This window comes from Hymenobacter glacieicola (assembly GCF_014640315.1).
Classification (GTDB): domain Bacteria; phylum Bacteroidota; class Bacteroidia; order Cytophagales; family Hymenobacteraceae; genus Hymenobacter; species Hymenobacter glacieicola.
On record NZ_BMGS01000001.1, the window covers coordinates 550,628 to 568,390 of the forward strand.

Annotated in this window: 11 protein-coding genes; 5 read left to right on the forward strand and 6 right to left on the reverse strand. The window is 61.8% G+C overall.

Annotation, left to right across the window (positions count from 1 at the left end; genetic code table 11):
* Positions 1-85: 85 nt before the first annotated feature.
* On the forward strand, positions 86-1,033 hold the full coding sequence (locus IEW18_RS02370) for a hypothetical protein (protein ID WP_188556197.1): 948 nt from the start codon (positions 86-88) through the stop codon (positions 1,031-1,033).
* A gap of 61 nt (positions 1,034-1,094) precedes the next feature.
* On the opposite strand, the gene IEW18_RS02375 is transcribed toward IEW18_RS02370, so the two are convergent.
* The 3 genes from IEW18_RS02375 to IEW18_RS02385 all read right to left on the reverse strand — a co-directional run bounded on the left by IEW18_RS02375 (position 1,095) and on the right by IEW18_RS02385 (position 4,459).
* On the reverse strand, positions 1,095-1,961 hold the full coding sequence (locus IEW18_RS02375) for a hypothetical protein (RefSeq protein ID WP_188556198.1): 867 nt from the start codon (positions 1,959-1,961) through the stop codon (positions 1,095-1,097).
* A gap of 384 nt (positions 1,962-2,345) precedes the next feature.
* Positions 2,346-3,251, reverse strand: a complete 906-nt coding sequence (locus IEW18_RS02380) for a ComEA family DNA-binding protein (RefSeq protein WP_188556199.1) — start codon at positions 3,249-3,251, stop codon at positions 2,346-2,348.
* 233 nt (positions 3,252-3,484) lie between these two features.
* Positions 3,485-4,459 carry a hypothetical protein gene (locus tag IEW18_RS02385; protein ID WP_188556200.1) on the reverse strand — a complete coding sequence of 325 codons (975 nt, stop codon included), beginning with the start codon at positions 4,457-4,459 and terminating at the stop codon, positions 3,485-3,487.
* Between the two features lie 125 nt (positions 4,460-4,584).
* On the opposite strand from IEW18_RS02385, the gene IEW18_RS02390 reads away from it, so the two are divergent.
* The 3 genes from IEW18_RS02390 (at position 4,585) to IEW18_RS02400 (ending at position 12,283) form a co-directional block, all read left to right on the forward strand.
* On the forward strand, positions 4,585-5,166 hold the full coding sequence (locus tag IEW18_RS02390; RefSeq protein ID WP_188556201.1) for a DinB family protein: 582 nt from the start codon (positions 4,585-4,587) through the stop codon (positions 5,164-5,166).
* 211 nt (positions 5,167-5,377) lie between these two features.
* The gene (locus IEW18_RS02395) at positions 5,378-11,713 is read left to right on the forward strand and encodes an alpha-2-macroglobulin family protein (protein WP_188556202.1); all 6,336 of its coding nucleotides are present in this window, start codon (positions 5,378-5,380) and stop codon (positions 11,711-11,713) included.
* Between the two features lie 105 nt (positions 11,714-11,818).
* Entirely contained in the window at positions 11,819-12,283 is a 465-nt protein-coding gene (locus tag IEW18_RS02400) for a hypothetical protein (protein WP_229728565.1), read from the forward strand.
* A 113-nt stretch (positions 12,284-12,396) separates the two neighbouring features.
* Here IEW18_RS02400 and IEW18_RS02405 read toward each other — a convergent pair whose 3' ends face one another.
* The 3 genes from IEW18_RS02405 to IEW18_RS02415 all read right to left on the reverse strand — a co-directional run bounded on the left by IEW18_RS02405 (position 12,397) and on the right by IEW18_RS02415 (position 14,391).
* Entirely contained in the window at positions 12,397-12,723 is a 327-nt protein-coding gene (locus tag IEW18_RS02405; RefSeq protein ID WP_188556204.1) for a 2Fe-2S iron-sulfur cluster-binding protein, read from the reverse strand.
* A 100-nt stretch (positions 12,724-12,823) separates the two neighbouring features.
* A complete protein-coding gene (locus IEW18_RS02410; RefSeq protein WP_188556205.1) occupies positions 12,824-13,837 on the reverse strand; it encodes an NAD(P)/FAD-dependent oxidoreductase in 1,014 nt (337 codons plus the stop codon).
* 134 nt (positions 13,838-13,971) lie between these two features.
* Entirely contained in the window at positions 13,972-14,391 is a 420-nt protein-coding gene (locus IEW18_RS02415) for a hypothetical protein (RefSeq protein WP_188556206.1), read from the reverse strand.
* Positions 14,392-14,872: 481 nt separating this feature from the next.
* On the opposite strand from IEW18_RS02415, the gene IEW18_RS02420 reads away from it, so the two are divergent.
* A complete protein-coding gene (locus tag IEW18_RS02420; RefSeq protein ID WP_188556207.1) occupies positions 14,873-17,728 on the forward strand; it encodes a TonB-dependent receptor in 2,856 nt (951 codons plus the stop codon).
* The last annotated feature ends 35 nt before the right edge of the window (positions 17,729-17,763 follow it).

Below are 17,763 nucleotides of genomic sequence, written 5' to 3' on the forward strand. Positions count from 1 at the left end.
CAACTTAGCAAAAGCCTGCCGGGCCGAACGCGGGGGAAAGGGCTACGTATGAAAGCTTATTCCAGCTCCTCTATATACTCTCGCCATGACTGATTCTTCCACTCCCGCTCCTTCCGCTCCGCAGCAGCCTACCCCGGCCTCCACCACCAGCCACGAGCCCCAGGCGGCGGCTCCAGGCGCAGAGCAGTCAAGCACCGAGCCCGTGCCCACGGAATTGCAGACGCCCGCCAATACCACTGGGCAGCAGCCGTTTGCCCACGACCCCAACCACGACCAGAACGAAGTAGCCGGCGCCAGCCGCGGCGAGTTTGGCCGGCAGTCAGACCAGGGCATTACCCAGGGCGGCTACGGGGCCGAGCTGAGTCGGGGCAGCGCTACCTACGCTGGCTCCCTGGATACTCCCGCGCCTACTACCGGCTACATTGGGGAGCGGGAGCAGCGGCCAGATGATTTTGTCAGCCACGAAAACGGCAGCTTCGGCACCCAGCCCGTTGGGGCTACGGCGCCCAGCGGCTCGGCCGTCGGCACAGATTTCGCCAACGATAACGCCGCACCTAAAGGGGCTGACTCCGGCTACGCGGAAAACTACGGCACGTCCTCGCTCGGCGGAGCCCGCGCCGGCAGCGGCCAGCCCGACCCCACCCGCCGCAACCAGCAGGAAGACTACACCCCCAACCATCCGGAGGGCGGCCCCGAGGGCTTGCGCACGGGAGTAGCCCCCACCAACACCAGCCAGGGGAGCAACGAGGCCGATGCCACGCCCACCCGCGGCTCGCGTAGCGGCTACCAGGCAGCCGGCTCCCCGGATGCGCAGGGCGGCCAGCAAAGCGGGTTTGGCTCCAAGGGCGGCTCTTACAATGATGAGTACGCCGCGGCTGCTCCCAACGACCAGCAGCAGGGCGCCCCCACCCGCGGCGACTATGACAGCCAGGACGCGGCACCTAACTACGGCGGCGCTTCCGACGACCGGACCGGCTCCGGCGACGGTACCGATTACGGTCCCATGCCAACCCGAAGCGGCGGGGCCGACTAACGAGCCCTGTGCTACAGTAGTAGCCCTGCCCAATTCTGCGTAGCGGTTTGGGCAGGGCTTTTTAGTGCTTGCGCGTAACGGAAAACAGCTTACCCTTTTCGTTGCTGAAGATAAAGTCGTGCTCGTTTACGAACACCAGCGCCTCGGCCTGGCCCGACCCAGGCAGGTCCAAGTTGCTTTTCAGGCCGTCGAAGAGGCGGCGGCCGGGCAGGCGCTCAAATAGATAGGCCTGTTCGTAGCCCAGCAGCACTACGCGTTTGCCGTCGGGGCTGATGTCGGCGCTGGTAACCCAGGTGGGCAGCTGCAGGCTGTCGGCCAGGCGGGCCAGGTAGCGCCCTGGCTGCGCCGGTAGCACGTACTGCTTAAGCCAGCGGCCTTCACTCCGGTTTTTGGTGAACAGGTAGAGGCTGTCCTGGTAGTAGTAAAAGGCCTCGCAGTCGAAGTTGCGCTTGGGCTTGCGGGGCGGAAAAGCGCGCTGATCGGGGTAGCTGAACTCGATGGTATCCACCTGTTTCAGGCCCGGGCCGCTGAGCCGGTAGATGCACAGGTTGCGCCGCTTGTTTTGGTTGTTGCCAAAGTCGCCGAGGTAGAGGCGTTGCTCATCGTCCTGGGCTAAGTCTTCCCAATCGATGTTTTGCAGGGGCGCCAGGTCCAGGGTTTGCAGCAAGTCGCCTTGGCGGGTGACTTTGTAGAGGCGGGCCGTGTTGCCCCCGTCGGCGTGGGTCCACAGGTCGCCCTCGGGGCTGGCTATTTCCAGGCCGGAGCTTTCGGCTACCCGCTGCCGGTCGAGCCGCCCAATTTCCTTGACCTCATACTGCTCCCCGGCGCTGCCAAAATCGCCCCGGCCTTGGTCGGAGCTGCAACCACAGAAAGCTGCAGCCGAAAGGAAAAAGCTAAAAACTAGCTTCTGGGGCGCTGAGAAAGGCATAGGGGACACACAAAAACAACAACCCAGGCCAACAACAACCGGGGTTATGGGCCTATACGCTAGGTAAGAAGGCCCCACGGCCGAAAATTACCATTTCCAGCCGGAAGCCGCCACAACACCCGCCGGAAAGGTGACGCCCAGCCGGTTGCTACTACCTCTTCCCCTAAGCTAGGCTGCGTAACTAGTAACCACAGTCGCTGCAAATAAGCACAACGGGTTTTGAGGCGGAAAGCAGCGTTTTCGTTTACGGTCCATATACCCTAGCGTCGCCGTGAATTTTGCTTCCTACCCTGGTTTTACCTTTGAATAAGAACCTTTTTCTTGAAGCGTGAGGAAGCCGTTGGCTTAACGGCGGTAGAGTAAGAACAGGCCCTGGGCTTCCCTCTATTTCAGCTCCACGTAAGGGGCTAGCTTGTCAAAAGTAGCCTGGTCCAGAATGCGAATCTGGCGCAGATCAGCGAGCTGCCGAAACGGGCCGTGCTGCTGCCGGAAGGCAACCAGCACGCGGGCCAGGCGCTTGCCAACGTAGGGGTGGGCCTGCAAAAGCTCAAACGAGGCATTGTTGACATCCAGCAAGGCTGGCGCGAAGCCTGGAGCCACGAAGGTATACTTGCGCAGGCTGTCCACTAGGTCGGGCGCGTCGCGCAGGACGTAGATTTCAGCGGTTTGGTCCTTGCTCTGGAAACCTCCCAGTCGCTGCCGGTACTCCACAATGCGCCGCGCGTAGCCCCGCCCAATGCCCCGGATTTGCATGAGCTGGGTTGTGTCGGCCGCGTTCAGATCAAAAGCCGCCAGCCGGGTAGGTTTGCGCGGAAACCGGTTTCCCGACCTCGGCTCGAACGGTTTCCGGTCTGGGTACGGGCCGCCGTTGGGGTAGGCGCGGGCCTCGCGCGCGGGCAGTTGGTCAGGCAGCTGAATATAGGGAGCCAGGCGGGCATATAAGGCAGGCTCCAGGCCATAGGTTCGGCGAATCTGCTCCTTGGCCCGAAAGCCCCCGATAACCTCCCGGTAGTGTACCATACGGCGGGCTACGTAGCCCGGCAGGCCCCGAGCCTCCCAGTCGGTAGCCGATAGGTAATTGGGGTCAAAGGGCGCTAGTGCTACTTGGGGTATGGGCACGCGCCGCGGGTAGCGGCTGGCAAAGGCTGGCCGGGTGGTGCGCCGGGCCGCCAGTTCTGCGGCCCAGGTGTTCAGTTGCTGCTGATCGGCGGCGGGGTTATAGGCCGGCAGGGCCGGGCGCAGCAAGCTAGGCAACACCAGCCACAGCCCCACTAACGCCAGCAAGACCACAAAGCCTGAAGTTTCTCGCCGGGAAAAGCCGAAATAGCGCCGTACCACGCGCAAAACCGGCAAGTAGCCGCGCCTTCGGCCAGAAGCGGGAGCGGCAGGCCGAGAGGGAGCAGGGCTCGAAGCAGGCATAGTGGAATAAATAGAGTTTAGCTAAAGTATTACTGATTTCAATAATAAGCGAAATCAGCTCAACCCTCAACTTTATTTCATCCCGCTGGTGCTACCCGTAGCCCTTACCGGCGAATCTTCACGTCCACCTCGTAGCGGTAGCGGGGCGGGCCCCCGAGCGGCACCGCAAAGAAAGGCAGGGCCGTGTCGTACTGATCCGTGACGTAGAATACCAGGTCGTTGGAAGCCTTGGAAAGCGAGGTAATCTGCAGATCCAACGACAGGCCGTGCTCCTTGGCCGTGATGGGATGCACGCTGTTGGCCCAGCGGTTGTCGCCGCTTACGGTGGCGGAATGGCCGTTTTTAGCCACGCTGAAAATCTTCAGGGTCACATCGCCATCCACATCGAAGTTGCTTTGCTTGATGCTCACTACCCGGTCGTTCACGAAGGGGTAGAGGTGGGTTTTGGCCTTGCGCTGGGGCGAGAGGCGGAAGCTGTACTCGTAGGTGAAGGCATTGCCCCCTTCCACCGCCACGTTCTGGGTAGGCGAGGTGCTCAGAAAATACCGGTATAAGTTGCCGTCGTCGCCCTTTTTACCCTGGGCCACCAGCTTAAACACGTAGCCGTCGAACTCCTTGACAAACTCGCCTTCCAGGGGGTTGAGCGGGCCGAAGGTGTACCAGCGGTTGTCGTAGGTTTTTTCGGCTCCGAAGGCGGCTTGCTTTAGCAAAGTGCCCGAGCGGAAGGTACCCTGGGGCTCGGTGCGCCGGGCATCGGGGCCGGAGTGGGCACCTTCCCCACCGTAGAGGCTAAACTCAGTGGTAGTGTTCCAGCCAAACTTAGCTTCGTCGTGCTGGCCGCCGCAGTCGGGGTCAAACAGGCGGATGTAGACGGGCTGGCGGTTTTCCTTTGGAACCAGGAAAAAGAACGTTTGCGTGAAGTCATCGTCGCCCCAGCTTTTATCGGCTTGGGCCCCGAACGTGACCAGAAAGGCTACATTTTCGCCCGGGTTGGGCACGGCCTGGGCAACTGCTTGCGTAGGCAACAGCGCTGCAAACGCCCCCAGCAAGCTCAGCAATAGTCGTAGGAAACGAGACATGCCCCGAAGGTACGCTACCCACCGAATTTTACTCTAATCTGTTTGGGCGCGCACTACGGGCATTGACGAAACCGTTTGCGGGGTGTATCATTACAGTCTATTCCGCTTTACCGCCCCGTACCATTATGAGCGCCACCGCCCGTCGCACAACTGAATTTCTGGACTCCCTGGCTACTGAACTGCAGCGGGTGCGAGAAATTACCAACCGCCGTTTTCGTCCGCTTACCGATGACCAGCTAAACCGGGGGCCGGGGCCGGGCAAGTGGAGCGTGGGCCAGTGCTTGGAGCACCTTAACATTGTGGGAGGGCTATACTTGCCCGTAATGAGCCGCAAAATCAAGGCCGCCAAGGAGCGCGGCTCCAAGCCCGCGGAGTTGGTAGTACACGGATTTTTCGGACAGAAAATGACTGAGGCCATGCGGGTGCCCGCTACCGAAAAAGCCATGAAAACGCCCCAGCAGTACGCCCCCAGCGGCTCGCGCCTACCCCGCACGGTGCTGGAAGTGTTCAGCCGCCAGCTCGACGAACTGGATAACCTGATTGTGCAGGCCCGGGAAATCAACGCCAACACGGTGCGCATTCCCAACCCCATTATTCCGCTGCTGCTCCCGCGCCTGACCGATGCCCTGGAGTTGCTGGTAGAGCACATGAAACGCCACATCCTGCAGGCGGAGCGCGTGCTGGACGGCCAGCGCATCAACGCGTAGTTTCCCTGGTAGCTCCCGCTTTGCCGGCCGCAAGAATGCCCGCTGAATAGCGCCCGAATCCCCGGCCGCTCCACCTGGAGTAGCCGGGGATTCATGCTGCTACGGGCCGGCGCGGCGGAAACTCAGGAGGCTTTTTACGGGGCGTTATGGAATCCGGGCCGCCTCGGCATCTCCTGTTTACCAATTTGCCCGCCTGATCCGTTCTACCCCTATGCGTCCTTTCCTGTTAAGCTTACTGGCCGTGCTGCTGTTGTTTTCCGCGGGCTCCTCCCAAACTACCCCACCCGGCAGCGCACACAGCGGCACCCCGGCTACCTGGAAAAAGATCGACCAGCTGCTGGCCAAGGACCAGACGGCCTCGGCCGCGAAGCTGCTGGAGCCCCTCTACCAGCGGGCCCGCCGCCAGCAGAACGCGCCCGAGCATTTGCGGGCCCTGCTTTATAAGCTGCGGCTGCTGGAAGCGCGGGAGGAGGAAGCGGACGTGCAGGCCATTGCGCTGGTGGAGGCGGACGTGAAAACGGCGCACTTTCCGGCCCGGCCGGTGCTGCATAGTCTGCTGGCTCAACTCTACGAGCGGTACTACCAGGGACACCGCTACCAACTCTACGACCGAACCCGCACCCGACCTGACACCGCCGACCCGAGCCGTGACGACGTGCGCACCTGGGACGCCACCCGCCTGGGCGCGGCCATCGTCCGGCACTACCGCGCCTCGGTGCAGGACGAGCCGCGCCGCCAGCAGCAACTGAAACTAGCTGCGCTGGGCTACCTCAGTCGCGGCGGCAGCGCCGAGGGCCGCGCCCTGCGCCCCACGCTCTACGACCTGCTGGCCCACCGGGCGGTGGAAGGCCTTGGCAATGAGGAGCTGTATATCACCAAGCCCGCCCAGCAGTTTGCCCTGACGGATGCGGCGCTGTTTGGCCCGGTGCCAGCGTTTATCCGGCTTAAGCTGCAAACTCCCCCGGCCGACTCACTTAACGGGCAGTTTCATGCCCTGCAGGTGCTGCAACAGCTGCTGGCGTTCCGGCAGCAGGATGCCACTAACCCCGCCGCCCTGGCCGATGCTGACCGGCTGCGGCTTGAGTTCGTGCACCAACACATGGCGCTACCCAGCAACACTGAGCTGTACCGCACTGCTCTGGTCCGCGCGGCGGAAACGTACAAGGCCTTGCCTATCAGCGCGGAGTTGCGAGTGTTGGAGGCCGGCACCTGGGAGGAAAATAACCCCACTAAAGCCCACGAGCTAGCCGTAGCAGCCTCAACCCAGTTTCCAAAGTCGCGGGGAGGCCGGCAGGCGGCGGCCCTGCGCCAGCGGCTGGAACGGTTGGAACTGGGTTTCACCAGCGAGGAGGTGCTGCTACCCAACCAGCCCTGGCTCCTGCGCCTGATGGTGCGCAATGCCCCGCGCCTGTATGCTACGGCCTACCGCGTCAGCAGCGCCCAACTGCTTCGGCAGCTGGAGCGGCCGGAGTTGTATCAGAATAAAACCTGGCGGCAGCGCTACGCCCGCGCCCTGGCTACTACGCCCGTAGCCGCCTGGACGCTGGATGTTCCTGCCCCCCGGGATTTTCGCAGCCACTCGGTTCAGCACGCAGGCCCGGCCCTACCCGTAGGCCAGTACCTTATTGTGCTGAGCACCGCAGCTACTACCCCCACGAAAGAGCAGCCCGGCACGGTTACCGCCTACGGGCAGGTGCAGGTAAGCGAACTAAGCTACGTGCGCCGCAGCGCCGACCGTACCGAGGGGCCCGAGTTGCTGGTGCTGCACCGCCAGAGCGGCGCCCCCCAGCCCGGCGTGCGGGTTTTGCCCTTCTTCCAGTACTACAACCCAAGTCGCCGCGAATACCGGCAGCAGCGCGGGAGGCAGCTGACCACCAACGCCGAGGGCCAGACCCAGCTCCCGGCGGGCCAGCTCACCGGTGAAAACACCCAGATTCAGGCCGCGCTGTTTACCCGCGGTTCCGACTCGCTGCTCATGCTCGAAGGCCTGGGTTACTTTATGCCCCGCCGCAGTCAGCTGGAGCGCCAGGAACAAGCTGAACCCCGCACTTTCCTGTACACCGACCGCGCCATCTACCGGCCCGGCCAGACGCTGTACTTCAAAGGCATTCTGACGGAAACACGGGCAGGTAAGGCGAAACTGCTAACGAAGCGGGCCGTGAGCCTACGGTTGATGGATGTGAACGGGCAGCTGGTTAAGTCGCTCGATTTCGTGACCTCCGAGTTCGGCTCCTTTCACGGTTCCTTTGTGTTGCCGACGGGCCTGCTAAACGGCGAAATGTCGCTGCAGACGGAGTACGGCAGCCAAAGCTTCGCGGTGGAGGACTACAAGCGGCCTACCTTCCAGGTGACGTTTGAGCCGGTGACAGGCACGCCCGTGCTGGGGCAGTCCGTAACGGTGCGCGGCAAAGCCACGGCCTACGCCAGCCAGCCTATTGACGGCGCCACGGTGCGCTACCGGGTGGTGCGGCGCACGTTCTGGCCGCTGTACGCCCGCAGCATCTACGGCAATAGCCAGCCCGAGCAGGAAATTCTCAGCGGTACGGCCCGCACTGATTCGGCTGGTGGCTTTGCCGTTACGTTCATTGCCAAAGGTGAAGACCTGCACCAAGGCAAGCGCGGCGGCTGGGCGCCTGGCTACGTATTCGAGGTGACAGCCGACGTGACGGATGCCGCCGGCGAAACCCGCACCGGCCAGCAGCGCGTGAGCTTGGGCACCGAGGCCCTGACGCTTCGGTTGGAGCTACCCCAGCCGCTTAACCGCGCCGCCGTGCCCGCCCTGCGCCTCATCAGCACCAACGCCGCCGGCGAGGCGCAGCCCGCCACAGGGCAGCTGCGCCTGTACCGTCTCACGCCGCCCGCCCGCGCCTGGCGGCCCCGCCTCTGGGAACGGCCGGAGCGCGAAGTCCTGAGTCGGGAAGAGTTTAAACGCCGCTTCCCGCTGGATGCTTACGGCAACGAAGACAACGACAGCACCTGGGCCCGCACTCTGGTGCTTACCCAGGAGTTCGATACCGACAAAACCCCGCTGCTGCCCGCCCTGCAAACGGCTCTGGCTACCCAGCAGCCCGGCCGCTACCTGCTGGAAGCCACGGCCGCCCGGGCGGCTGCGCCTGGCCAGTCCGCAGCCCATACCGAGCAGCGGTTCACCCTGTTCGACCCCGCCGCCAACACGTTGCCCGTGCCCACGGCCGACTGGTTTGTGCCGTTGCAGGACAGCATAGCGCCCGGCCAGCCCGCCCGCTTTCTGGTGGGAAGCTCCGAGGAAGGGGCCCGCGTGCTGCTGGAAGCCGAGGCCAAGGGCCAAACCCTGCGCCACGAGTGGCTAACGCTGCGGGCCGGGGAGCAGCGCGTGGTGGAAGCGCCCGTGCCTGCTGCCCTCGGCGAAACCCAGCTCTACGTGCACCTTACTCAGGTGCGCGACAACCGCCTCTATACCCACACGGCCCCGGTGCAGGTAGCCACGCCACCCGCGCCGTTGAAACTCAGCATTGTTACCTTCCGCGACAAGCTGCAGCCCGGTCAGCAGGAAACCTGGCGCGTTACCATCCACCAGACCGACGGAAAACCCGCCGACGCGGAGCTGCTGGCCACCCTCTACGATAAGTCGCTGGACGTATTCCGCCCCCACGATTTCGCGGCCCTGGAATTCTACCGGCCCTACTTCCCACCCACGCTGGCCTGGCAGGGACGCTTCGCCACGGAGGATGGGGTGGAGCTATTTGACCGGCAGCTTGCACTAATATATCCCGGGCCTGTAGCCTATCCGCATTTGAATATGTGGGGATTATGGGGCAACGATGCAATTCCGGATCAGGAGGAATTGAAAGACAAAGTGGTAGCTTCCAAGACAGTGAAGGGCAACACAGATAATCCCGCTGACTTAGCCGGCTTAGAATCAGGGCAAGGGACCATGGTTGTAGCCGACCAGGAAGTGGCTCCCAGGGCCGCCGCTGTATCTGCTCCTAGAGTCCAATTGCGCGGGGTAGCACGGTCGCCCAAGTTCCGGGAGGCAACCGATAGTGGTTCCCAGCCTACTGCCTCCCAACCTGACCTCAGCGGCGTGCAGGCCCGCAAGGATTTCCGCGAAACGGCCCTGTGGGTGCCCGCCGTGCGCACCAATGCCCAGGGCGAAACCGTGCTGGAATTTCAGCTGCCCGAAGCCGTAACGCGCTGGCAGCTGCTGGCCCTGGCCCACGACCAGCAACTGCGTACCGGCCTGCTGCGCCGGGAGCTAGTAACGCAAAAGAGCCTGCAAGTGACGCCCAACGCCCCCCGCTTCTTCCGGGAGGGCGACCAGCTGACCCTTTCGACCAAGCTCAGCAACCTTACGGCCCAAGCCCTCAGCGGCACGGCTCATCTGTTTCTGTTCGACGCCCGTACCCAGCAGCCTCTGGAAAGCCGAGTGCTACACGGCCCTGCCCACGTAAAGTTCAGCCTCAACGGCAACCAGAGTCAGGCTGTTAGCTGGAGCCTCACCTTACCCGAAACTGCCGAGGGACAACCACCCATTGAAGCCATAACTTACCGGGTAGTAGCGCGGGCGGAGGGCAAAGCACAGAAAGGAAAAGCGGACCGCAAGGCTCGCCGGGAAGCCAAAGGCAAGCAAGCAGAAGCCAACAATCAGCTGACGGTTGAGGACGGCGAGGAAAACACCCTGCCGGTCCTGCCGAACCGACTGCTGATCACCGAGAGTCTGCCGCTGGCGGTGGTAGGGGCGGCCACCCGGGAGTTTGAGTTGAAAAAGCTTACCAGCACTACCTCCAGTACCCGCCGCAACTACTCACTCACGCTGGAAATGACGCCCAACCCGGCCTGGTACGCCGTGCAGGCCCTGCCTTACCTTATGGAGTACCCCTACGAGTGCTCCGAGCAGGTGTTCAGCCGGCTCTACGCCAACCTGCTGGCCGCCAAAATTCTGCAGAGTAACCCTCAACTGCGCACTATGCTAACCGAGTGGCAGCGCGCCGCCCAGGCCGGCGACAAAGCCGTTCTTACCAGCAAGCTGGAGCAAAACCAGGAGCTGAAAAATCTGCTGCTGCAGGAAACACCCTGGGTGCGCGACGCCCAGAACGAAACCGAGCGGATGCGCCGCCTCGCCGAGCTGTTTGATGACGCCCGCCTCAAAACGGAGACTGCCCGCGCCCTCACCAAGCTTCGCCAGATGCAGCTGCCCGACGGCTCCTTTCCCTGGTTTGAGCGCATGCCCGCCGACCGGTATATCACCCAGCTTATCGTAGCCGGTTTTGGCAAGCTCCAGAAACTGAGGGCTTTCAATGCCCAGCAGGACCAGCAAGCCCGGCAAATTCTGCAAAACGCTGTGGCTTACCTCGACGGAGAAATGCAGCGTGACTACACCCAACTGCGCAAGCAGGCCAAAGTGGACCTGAAGCTAAACCACCTGGATGATGTGCAGGTGCAGGCCTTGTACGCGCGCAGCTTCTGGCCCACGCTGCCCGTGCCCAAAGAAGCGCAGTCCGCCCAAGCGTACTATCAGCAGCAGGCCGCCACCTACTGGCTGGGTCGCACCCACTACGTGCAGGCCCTGGCGGCGCTGGCCATGCACCGCACCAAAACCCAGCCCACCGCCGTCAAGAACATCCTTACGGCATTGCAGGAAAACGCCCTGCACTCACCCGTGCTGGGCATGTACTGGAAGGAAGTTCGCGGCGGCTACTACTGGCGCGATGCACCCACGGAAACCCAGGCCACGCTCATTGAGGCGTTCGATGAGGTGCTCAATGACCAAAAAGCCGTGGACGAGATGAAGCTGTGGCTGCTCAGTCAGAAGCGCGTGCAGAACTGGGCAAGTACCCGCGCCACTGCCGATGCCTGCTACGCCTTGCTGCTGCGGGGCTCCAACTGGCTGCAGCCCACCCAGCCGCTCCAGGTAACGGTAGGAGGGAAGGATGTGCCGCCCACCACTCAGCAGGCGGGCACCGGCTACTACAAAGTTAGCTGGCCCGCGGCCGAAATTAAGCCCGCCCAGGGTCGCGTAACGGTGCAGAAGCCCGACGCTGGAGTAGCCTGGGGGGGCCTGTATTGGCAGTATTTTGAGCAGCTGGACAAGATTACGCCCGCCACCACGTCCCTGCAACTGGAGCGCCGCCTCTACCGGGAGCAGCGCACCGCCGCGGGGCCCGTGCTGGAGCCTCTTACTGCTGCCACGCCCCTGCGCGTGGGGGATGTGCTGGTAGTGCGCCTGGTGCTGCGCTCCGACCGGGCCCTGGAGTACGTGCACCTGAAGGACCAGCGCGCCGCCGGCCTGGAACTCATCGGCCAGACCTCCGGCTACCGCTACCAGAGCGGCCTGGGCTACTACGAAAGCCCCCGCGACGCGGCCACCAACTTTTTCATCAGCTACTTCCCCCAGGGCACGCACACGTTCGAGTACCGGCTGCGGGCGGCCCAAAGCGGCAATTTTTCCGGCGGGCTTTCCCAGCTACAGTGCCTCTACGCCCCAGAATTCACCACGCACTCCGCCGGCCTTCGGCTCCAGATTGCGGCCCAGCAGGCAAGGCCACCAGGTGGTAGTATGAGCAGATAGAGCTGTACTATACCTGCAGATCATCTGAACTTTAACCAAGCACTTTGAGCCAAGCTCCGGTGAATAGTACATTTGCCGCTCGTTTGTTTTTCAGGAAGGATGAAGTTGATGCATAAACTAAGCATGGTTGCCGCGGTACTGCTCTTGAGCAGCGGCGCGGCGTGGGCGCAGGGAGACAAAAAGACACCACCGGCTACCCCTACCCAGCTACCCGGCGAGGAAAAGCTCTCGGCGCGGGAACGGGCCGAGCGGGATTTTCTGATGCCAGTGCGGCGCAAGCAAGCCGCTACGTTGCGGGCCGCCGCTGAAGAAACGGGTACCCACCAGCCCGCTGTGGAAGTAACGGCCCGCAACCTAGAGGCCTCCGAGGACAACAAGCCCGCCGAAACCACCGAGGCCAAGGATGCTCCCGCTACCGTGCACCACCGCAGCACCGCCCACCGGCGCAGTTCCTCCTCTTCGCGCCGCCGGAGCACCAGCACCCACCGGTCCTCATCAGCGGGGCGCAAAAAGACCACTAGCAAGAAATCAACCACCAAAAAGAAAACCACCAGCCGCCGTCGGCGCTAACGCAAGGGCGCTACTCTAGCTACGCCAGGCAATGCCAGAGAAAAAGCCGGCCCGATAGTTTCGGGCCGGCTTTTTCTCTGGTTTACTCAAAAAGGCAATTGTTGCCAGAGTAGCTACGCGTCCTGGGGCATCAGGCGCACCACTAGCCCGTCGAGGCGGGGGGTAATGCGGATTTGGCAGGAGAGGCGGCTACCTTGGGTCATAACGGGCAGGCTTTCGAGCATGGCCAACTCGTCGTCGCTGGGCTCCGGCAGCTCGGGGCCGGCCAGCACCTCCACGTGGCAGGTGCCGCACAGGGCCATGCCCCCGCAGGTAGCCTGAATGTCGTAGCCGTCGGCCTTCATGATTTCCATCAGGCTCAGGCCCATATCGGTGGGGGCAACTACCTCCCGGCGCTGGCCGGGGGCTTCCTCCACATACACGCGTACTTCGTCGGTCATATTATAGGGTGTGGGGGTAAGAGGGTAGGAGGGTGTGAGGGGAAAAGTGAGAAGGTGCTGCTGCCAACTCCTGCTCTCACACCCTCTTACCCTCCTGACCTTACAAGGTGGGTACCCCGTTTACGGTGGTGTACTTGAGTACGTATTTCTTATCGGGGTTGATGTACTTGAACGCTCCCTGGCACATCAGGGCGGCCTCGTGGAAGCCGCAGAGAATGAGCTTGAGCTTGCCCGGATACGTGTTAATGTCGCCGATAGCGAAAATTCCGGGCTCGGAAGTGGAGTAATCCACGGTGTTTACTTTCACGGCGTCGTCCTCCAGCTCCAGGCCCCACTCGCCAATGGGCCCCAGCTTGGGCGTGAGGCCGAACAAAGGAATAAACGAGTCGGCCTCTACTTGCGCGGCCGTGCCGTCGTTGGCCGTAATCGTGACGCCGTGCAGCTGGCCGTTGCCGTGTACGTGCGTAACGTTGCTGCTCAGCACCAGCTTTACTTTGCCGGCCTCGTGCAGGTTCTTTACTTTCTCAGCCGAGTCGGCGGCCCCGCGGAAGGTAGTGCCGCGGTGCACCAGGGTTACTTCCTTGGCTACCTCAGCCAGGAAGATGGTCCAGTCCAGGGCCGAGTCGCCGCCGCCGGCAATAACCAGGCGCTGGTTGCGGAAGGTTTCCGGGTCGCGCACCATGTAGTACACGCCCTTGCCGCCCTCAAAATCAGCGAGGCTGTCGATGGCCGGTTTGCGGGGCTCAAAGGAACCCAGGCCGCCGGCAATGGCAATGGCCTTGCACAAGATTTCGGTGCCATCAATGGTCGTCACCCGGAAGGAGCCGTCTTCCAGCTTTTCGTAGCCTTCGACCCGCTCACCCAAGGTAAAGGTGGGGTGGAAGGGCTCAATCTGGCGCATCAGGTTCTGCACCAGGTCGCCGGCCAGCACTTCCGGAAAGCCGGGAATATCATAGATGGGCTTCTTGGGATAAATCTCCGACAGCTGCCCCCCCACCTGCGGTAGGGCATCGACTACGTGACAGCGCAGCTTCAGCAGGCCCGCTTCGAATACGGCAAATAGCCCCACCGGGCCAGCTCCGATAATGCAGATATCGGTGGAAACAGAATTCATTAGCAGAAGGTGAAATTAAACAGATGGCGACCAGAACTTAGCAGTATAACCGCTCAACTGCCCAAAACGTTGGGACCAGCCTTGGTCGCGGCCGCAAAGATAGGCAGGCTACGGCAGCCAGCCCACCATCAGCCCTAGGCGACGAAACAAGAAGTCACCGGTGCGTTGTGTTCCTGCAAAAAACGCTCGGCTTCGGCCCGATCCGTAAACTGGAATACGGGCAGGGCCAGCCGCTGCCCCAAAGCCCGGCTCAGGGGCTGCATGGTAAGGGAGCAGGGGTGAACCTCGGCCATAACGGCGATGCCAGCCGCCTTCAGCATCTCCCGTAGCGTCACATATAAAGGCAGCAGGCGCACATTGGGGCCCAGCGTATGCGACACGTCGCAGAGCATGGTAAAGCCCGGGCGGAGTTGCAGCAGCACGCGCTGCCAGTCGGCTAAGAAATACGGCATGGCCTGCGCAAGTGTTTGCTCGGCGCGGCGCTCATATACTACGTGATTGTGAAGTAGGTCCAGGTAAATCCGGTATTCGGGCCGGTAGGCGACTAGTTGCATCGGTAGTAATAGGTAGCAGGGGCGTACCGACAAACGGTTCAGCTCGTAAAAAAGTCCCTTTTGTAAAAAGAAAATTCACATTCATGGGCAAGGGTAGGCTGGCATCAAGAATTATATGATTACAGCGCGTGCGGATGAGTAGCTCAGAACTAGAGCCGCTTACGCGTGCTTTCCTCGCCCGCACGAAAGAACGTAGGCGGCGCGCCCTACCCATAACCACCATCGAACAAAGCTTGGGTACGGCTACGGGGTTGCCGGCGGGCCTGCTGTGGCCGGGTCCTGGCATTACAAGCTGAGCCGTCCAGTCCCGCATGGACTACTGCCAGCATGAAAAAAATAATTTTATAACCTATTGATAAACAAAAATATATGCTGAAAAAAGGCACTAGGGTCTTCTGTTGCGGCAAGCTACGCTAGGTAACAATTCAATAAAGTAGAGGGCATATTAGGGTAACAGGGTGCGTCTACTTTTGCTGCCACTATGCAGAACACAGTTACCCGGATTACCCTCGTTTTTCTCCTCTGCTGCGGTACCTTTTTTACGGCCTTGGCGCAGAGCACCGGTACTATTCAGGGTGTGGTGAAGGATGCCGCCACCCGCGAAGGAATAGTGGGTGGCACGGTTCACCTCGATAAAACCAGCATCGGCGGCCCCACCGACGTGGACGGCAACTTCCGGCTGGAGAAAGTGCCCGTTGGGGAGTATGCCCTGGTGGTGTCGTCCGTCTCCTACAAAACCACGACCGTCCAGAAAGTAACCGTAGTAGCGGGCAAGACGACGGTTGTAAACACCCAGCTGGAAACCGACCAGCAGCAACTCAGCGAGGTGGTTGTTACGGGCGTGCGCCGCACCAACACCGAGGTTTCGGTTATCTCCGAAATCAAGCAGGCCAACGTGGTCGTGAGCGGGGTGTCGTCGGAGCAAATCGTGAAAACCCAGGACCGGGACGCGGCCGAGGTAGTACGGCGTATTCCGGGCGTTACCATCGTGGATAACCGCTTTATTCAGGTGCGCGGCCTCAGCGACCGGTACAACGCCGTGTGGCTCAACGATGTAACGGCGCCCAGCTCGGAAACCGACCGCAAATCTTTTTCCTTCGACATCGTGCCTAGCTCCCTGCTCGACCGGGTGCTGGTGTTCAAAGACCCCTCGCCGGAGCTGCCCGGCGATTTTGCCGGTGGCCTGGTGAAGGTATACCTGCGCAAGCCAGCCCAGAACGAGCGCCTGCTCACGGTCAACTACTCCTCGGGGTACCGGAACGGGACGACGGGCAGCACATTCTTCACCGACAAAACGCAGGCCGGCGACGCCTTCGGGTTTGGGGCCGTGAAGCGCGGGCTGCCCGGTGGTTTTCCTACCCTGGGCACCGCCTACCAACAGTACGAGCGGGACTTCTACGCCAAGCAGCTGGAGAATACGTTCCCGATCTACAAGATGAAAGCCATGCCGGATATGCGCTTTAATGCGGCCTATCTGGACCAGATCAACCTGAAGAACCTGACCATCGGCAGCATTACGTCGGTGAACTACACCAACACCTTCACCCACTTCCAGATTGACCGCAACCAGTTTGACGGGGCCGGCCAGCGCACTGATCAGTTCAAGGACGACCAGTCCTCGAATAACGTGCGCCTCGGGGCTATCCAGAACTTTAACCTGGTGCTGGACAACGGCGACCGGCTGGAGCTGCGCAACCTGTTCAACCAGCAGGGCCGCAACCAAGTAACCACCCGCCAAGGCTACGACAACGACGGCCGCCTGGTGCGCAACAGCTACCAGTTGGGCTACCAGGGCCGCACTACCTACACCGGCCAGCTGGCGGGCCAGCACACCTTCAATAAAGAGAAAACCACCCTGGACTGGGTAGGTGGCTACGGCTACTCCAACCGCAACGAGCCGGATTTGCGCCGCGTTTCCTACCAGTCGATTCCTTCAACGACCGAAGGCGGCACCCCCACCGAAACCGTGCTGACCCCGGGCGCCGGCCAAGTGGACGTGAACAACGCCGGCCGCCTGTACCAGAAACTTTCCGAGCACAGCTACACCCTGAACGCCAACCTCAAGCACCAGGTGCAGGTAGCGGAGCGGACCGTGGAGATTGGGGCCGGCACGTACCTGGAGTACCGGAAGCGCCATTTTCAGGCCCGGGCCTTTGGCTACTCGCTAAACGCGGCGGGGCTGCAAGGGCTGCGTAGCGAGGCCGTGGGCAACATCTTTGCCCCCCAGAACATTGGCGCCGACGGTTTCCGTCTGACGGAAGACCTGAACTCGACCTACCGCTACGGCGCCTCTAACGAGTTGGAAGCCGCCTACCTCTCGCTGAACATTCCGATTACCGAAAAGCTCAAGCTGGTAACCGGTGCCCGCTACGAGCGGAACGTGCAGTCCATTGCCACCGGCATCAACGGCCAGCCCGTGGAGCAGGAGGTAACTACCAACTTCGTGCTGCCCTCGGCCAACTTCAGCTACAGCATCAACGAGAAAAACCTGGTGCGGGCTTCCTACGGCCGCAGCCTCAACCGCCCCGAGTTCCGCGAAGCCGCGCCGTTCTTCTACTACGACTTCGACTTCAACGTGCTGAATTACGGCTCGCTGTACCTGAACCCGCTGACGCCGCTCAAGGTAGCTACCATCGACAACCTGGACTTCCGCTACGAGCTGTACCCTTCCAGCGGGGAGCTGATTCACGTGGGCGCCTTCTACAAGAAGTTTCATAACCCCATTGAAAACACGGTGGTGCTGACCACTAACCTGGCCTACACCTTTGCCAACGCCCCGAGCGCCTACGCCTACGGACTGGAGCTGGACCTGAAGAAAAGCCTCAACTTCCTGGATGACGCCTTCGGGACCACCGGCCTGCGCAACCTCTCGGCCGTGTTCAATGCCTCGCTGATCAAGAGCCAGGTATCCTTGGGTGAGAACTTCGTAGCCTGGGACCAGAAGCGCGCTTTGCAGGGCCAGTCGCCCTACGTGTTTAACGGCGGCTTGTACTACCAGACGCCCACCAACAGCTGGCAGGTAACGGCCCTCTACAACGTGTTTGGCCCCCGCATCCTGTTTGCCGGCAGCAACGACTACCCCGACGTGGTAGAGCTGCCCCGCCACACCGTGGACCTGTCCTTGACCAAAACAGTAACCAGCCGCCTGACCCTGAATGCCGGGGTGCAGGACGTGCTCAACCAGAAAGTAAACCTGGTACAAGACTTTAACCGCGACAAAAAATACGAGGCCAAGAATGATCCTTCGCTGGCCGGCTACCGCCGGGGCACTTACTACACCCTGGGGCTGCGCTTCAACCTAGAGCCTCGCGCCCGCGCCCTCACGCCGCTTCCTTAACGCTTCCTTTATACGCCCTTCCGCAACGAGTTTCA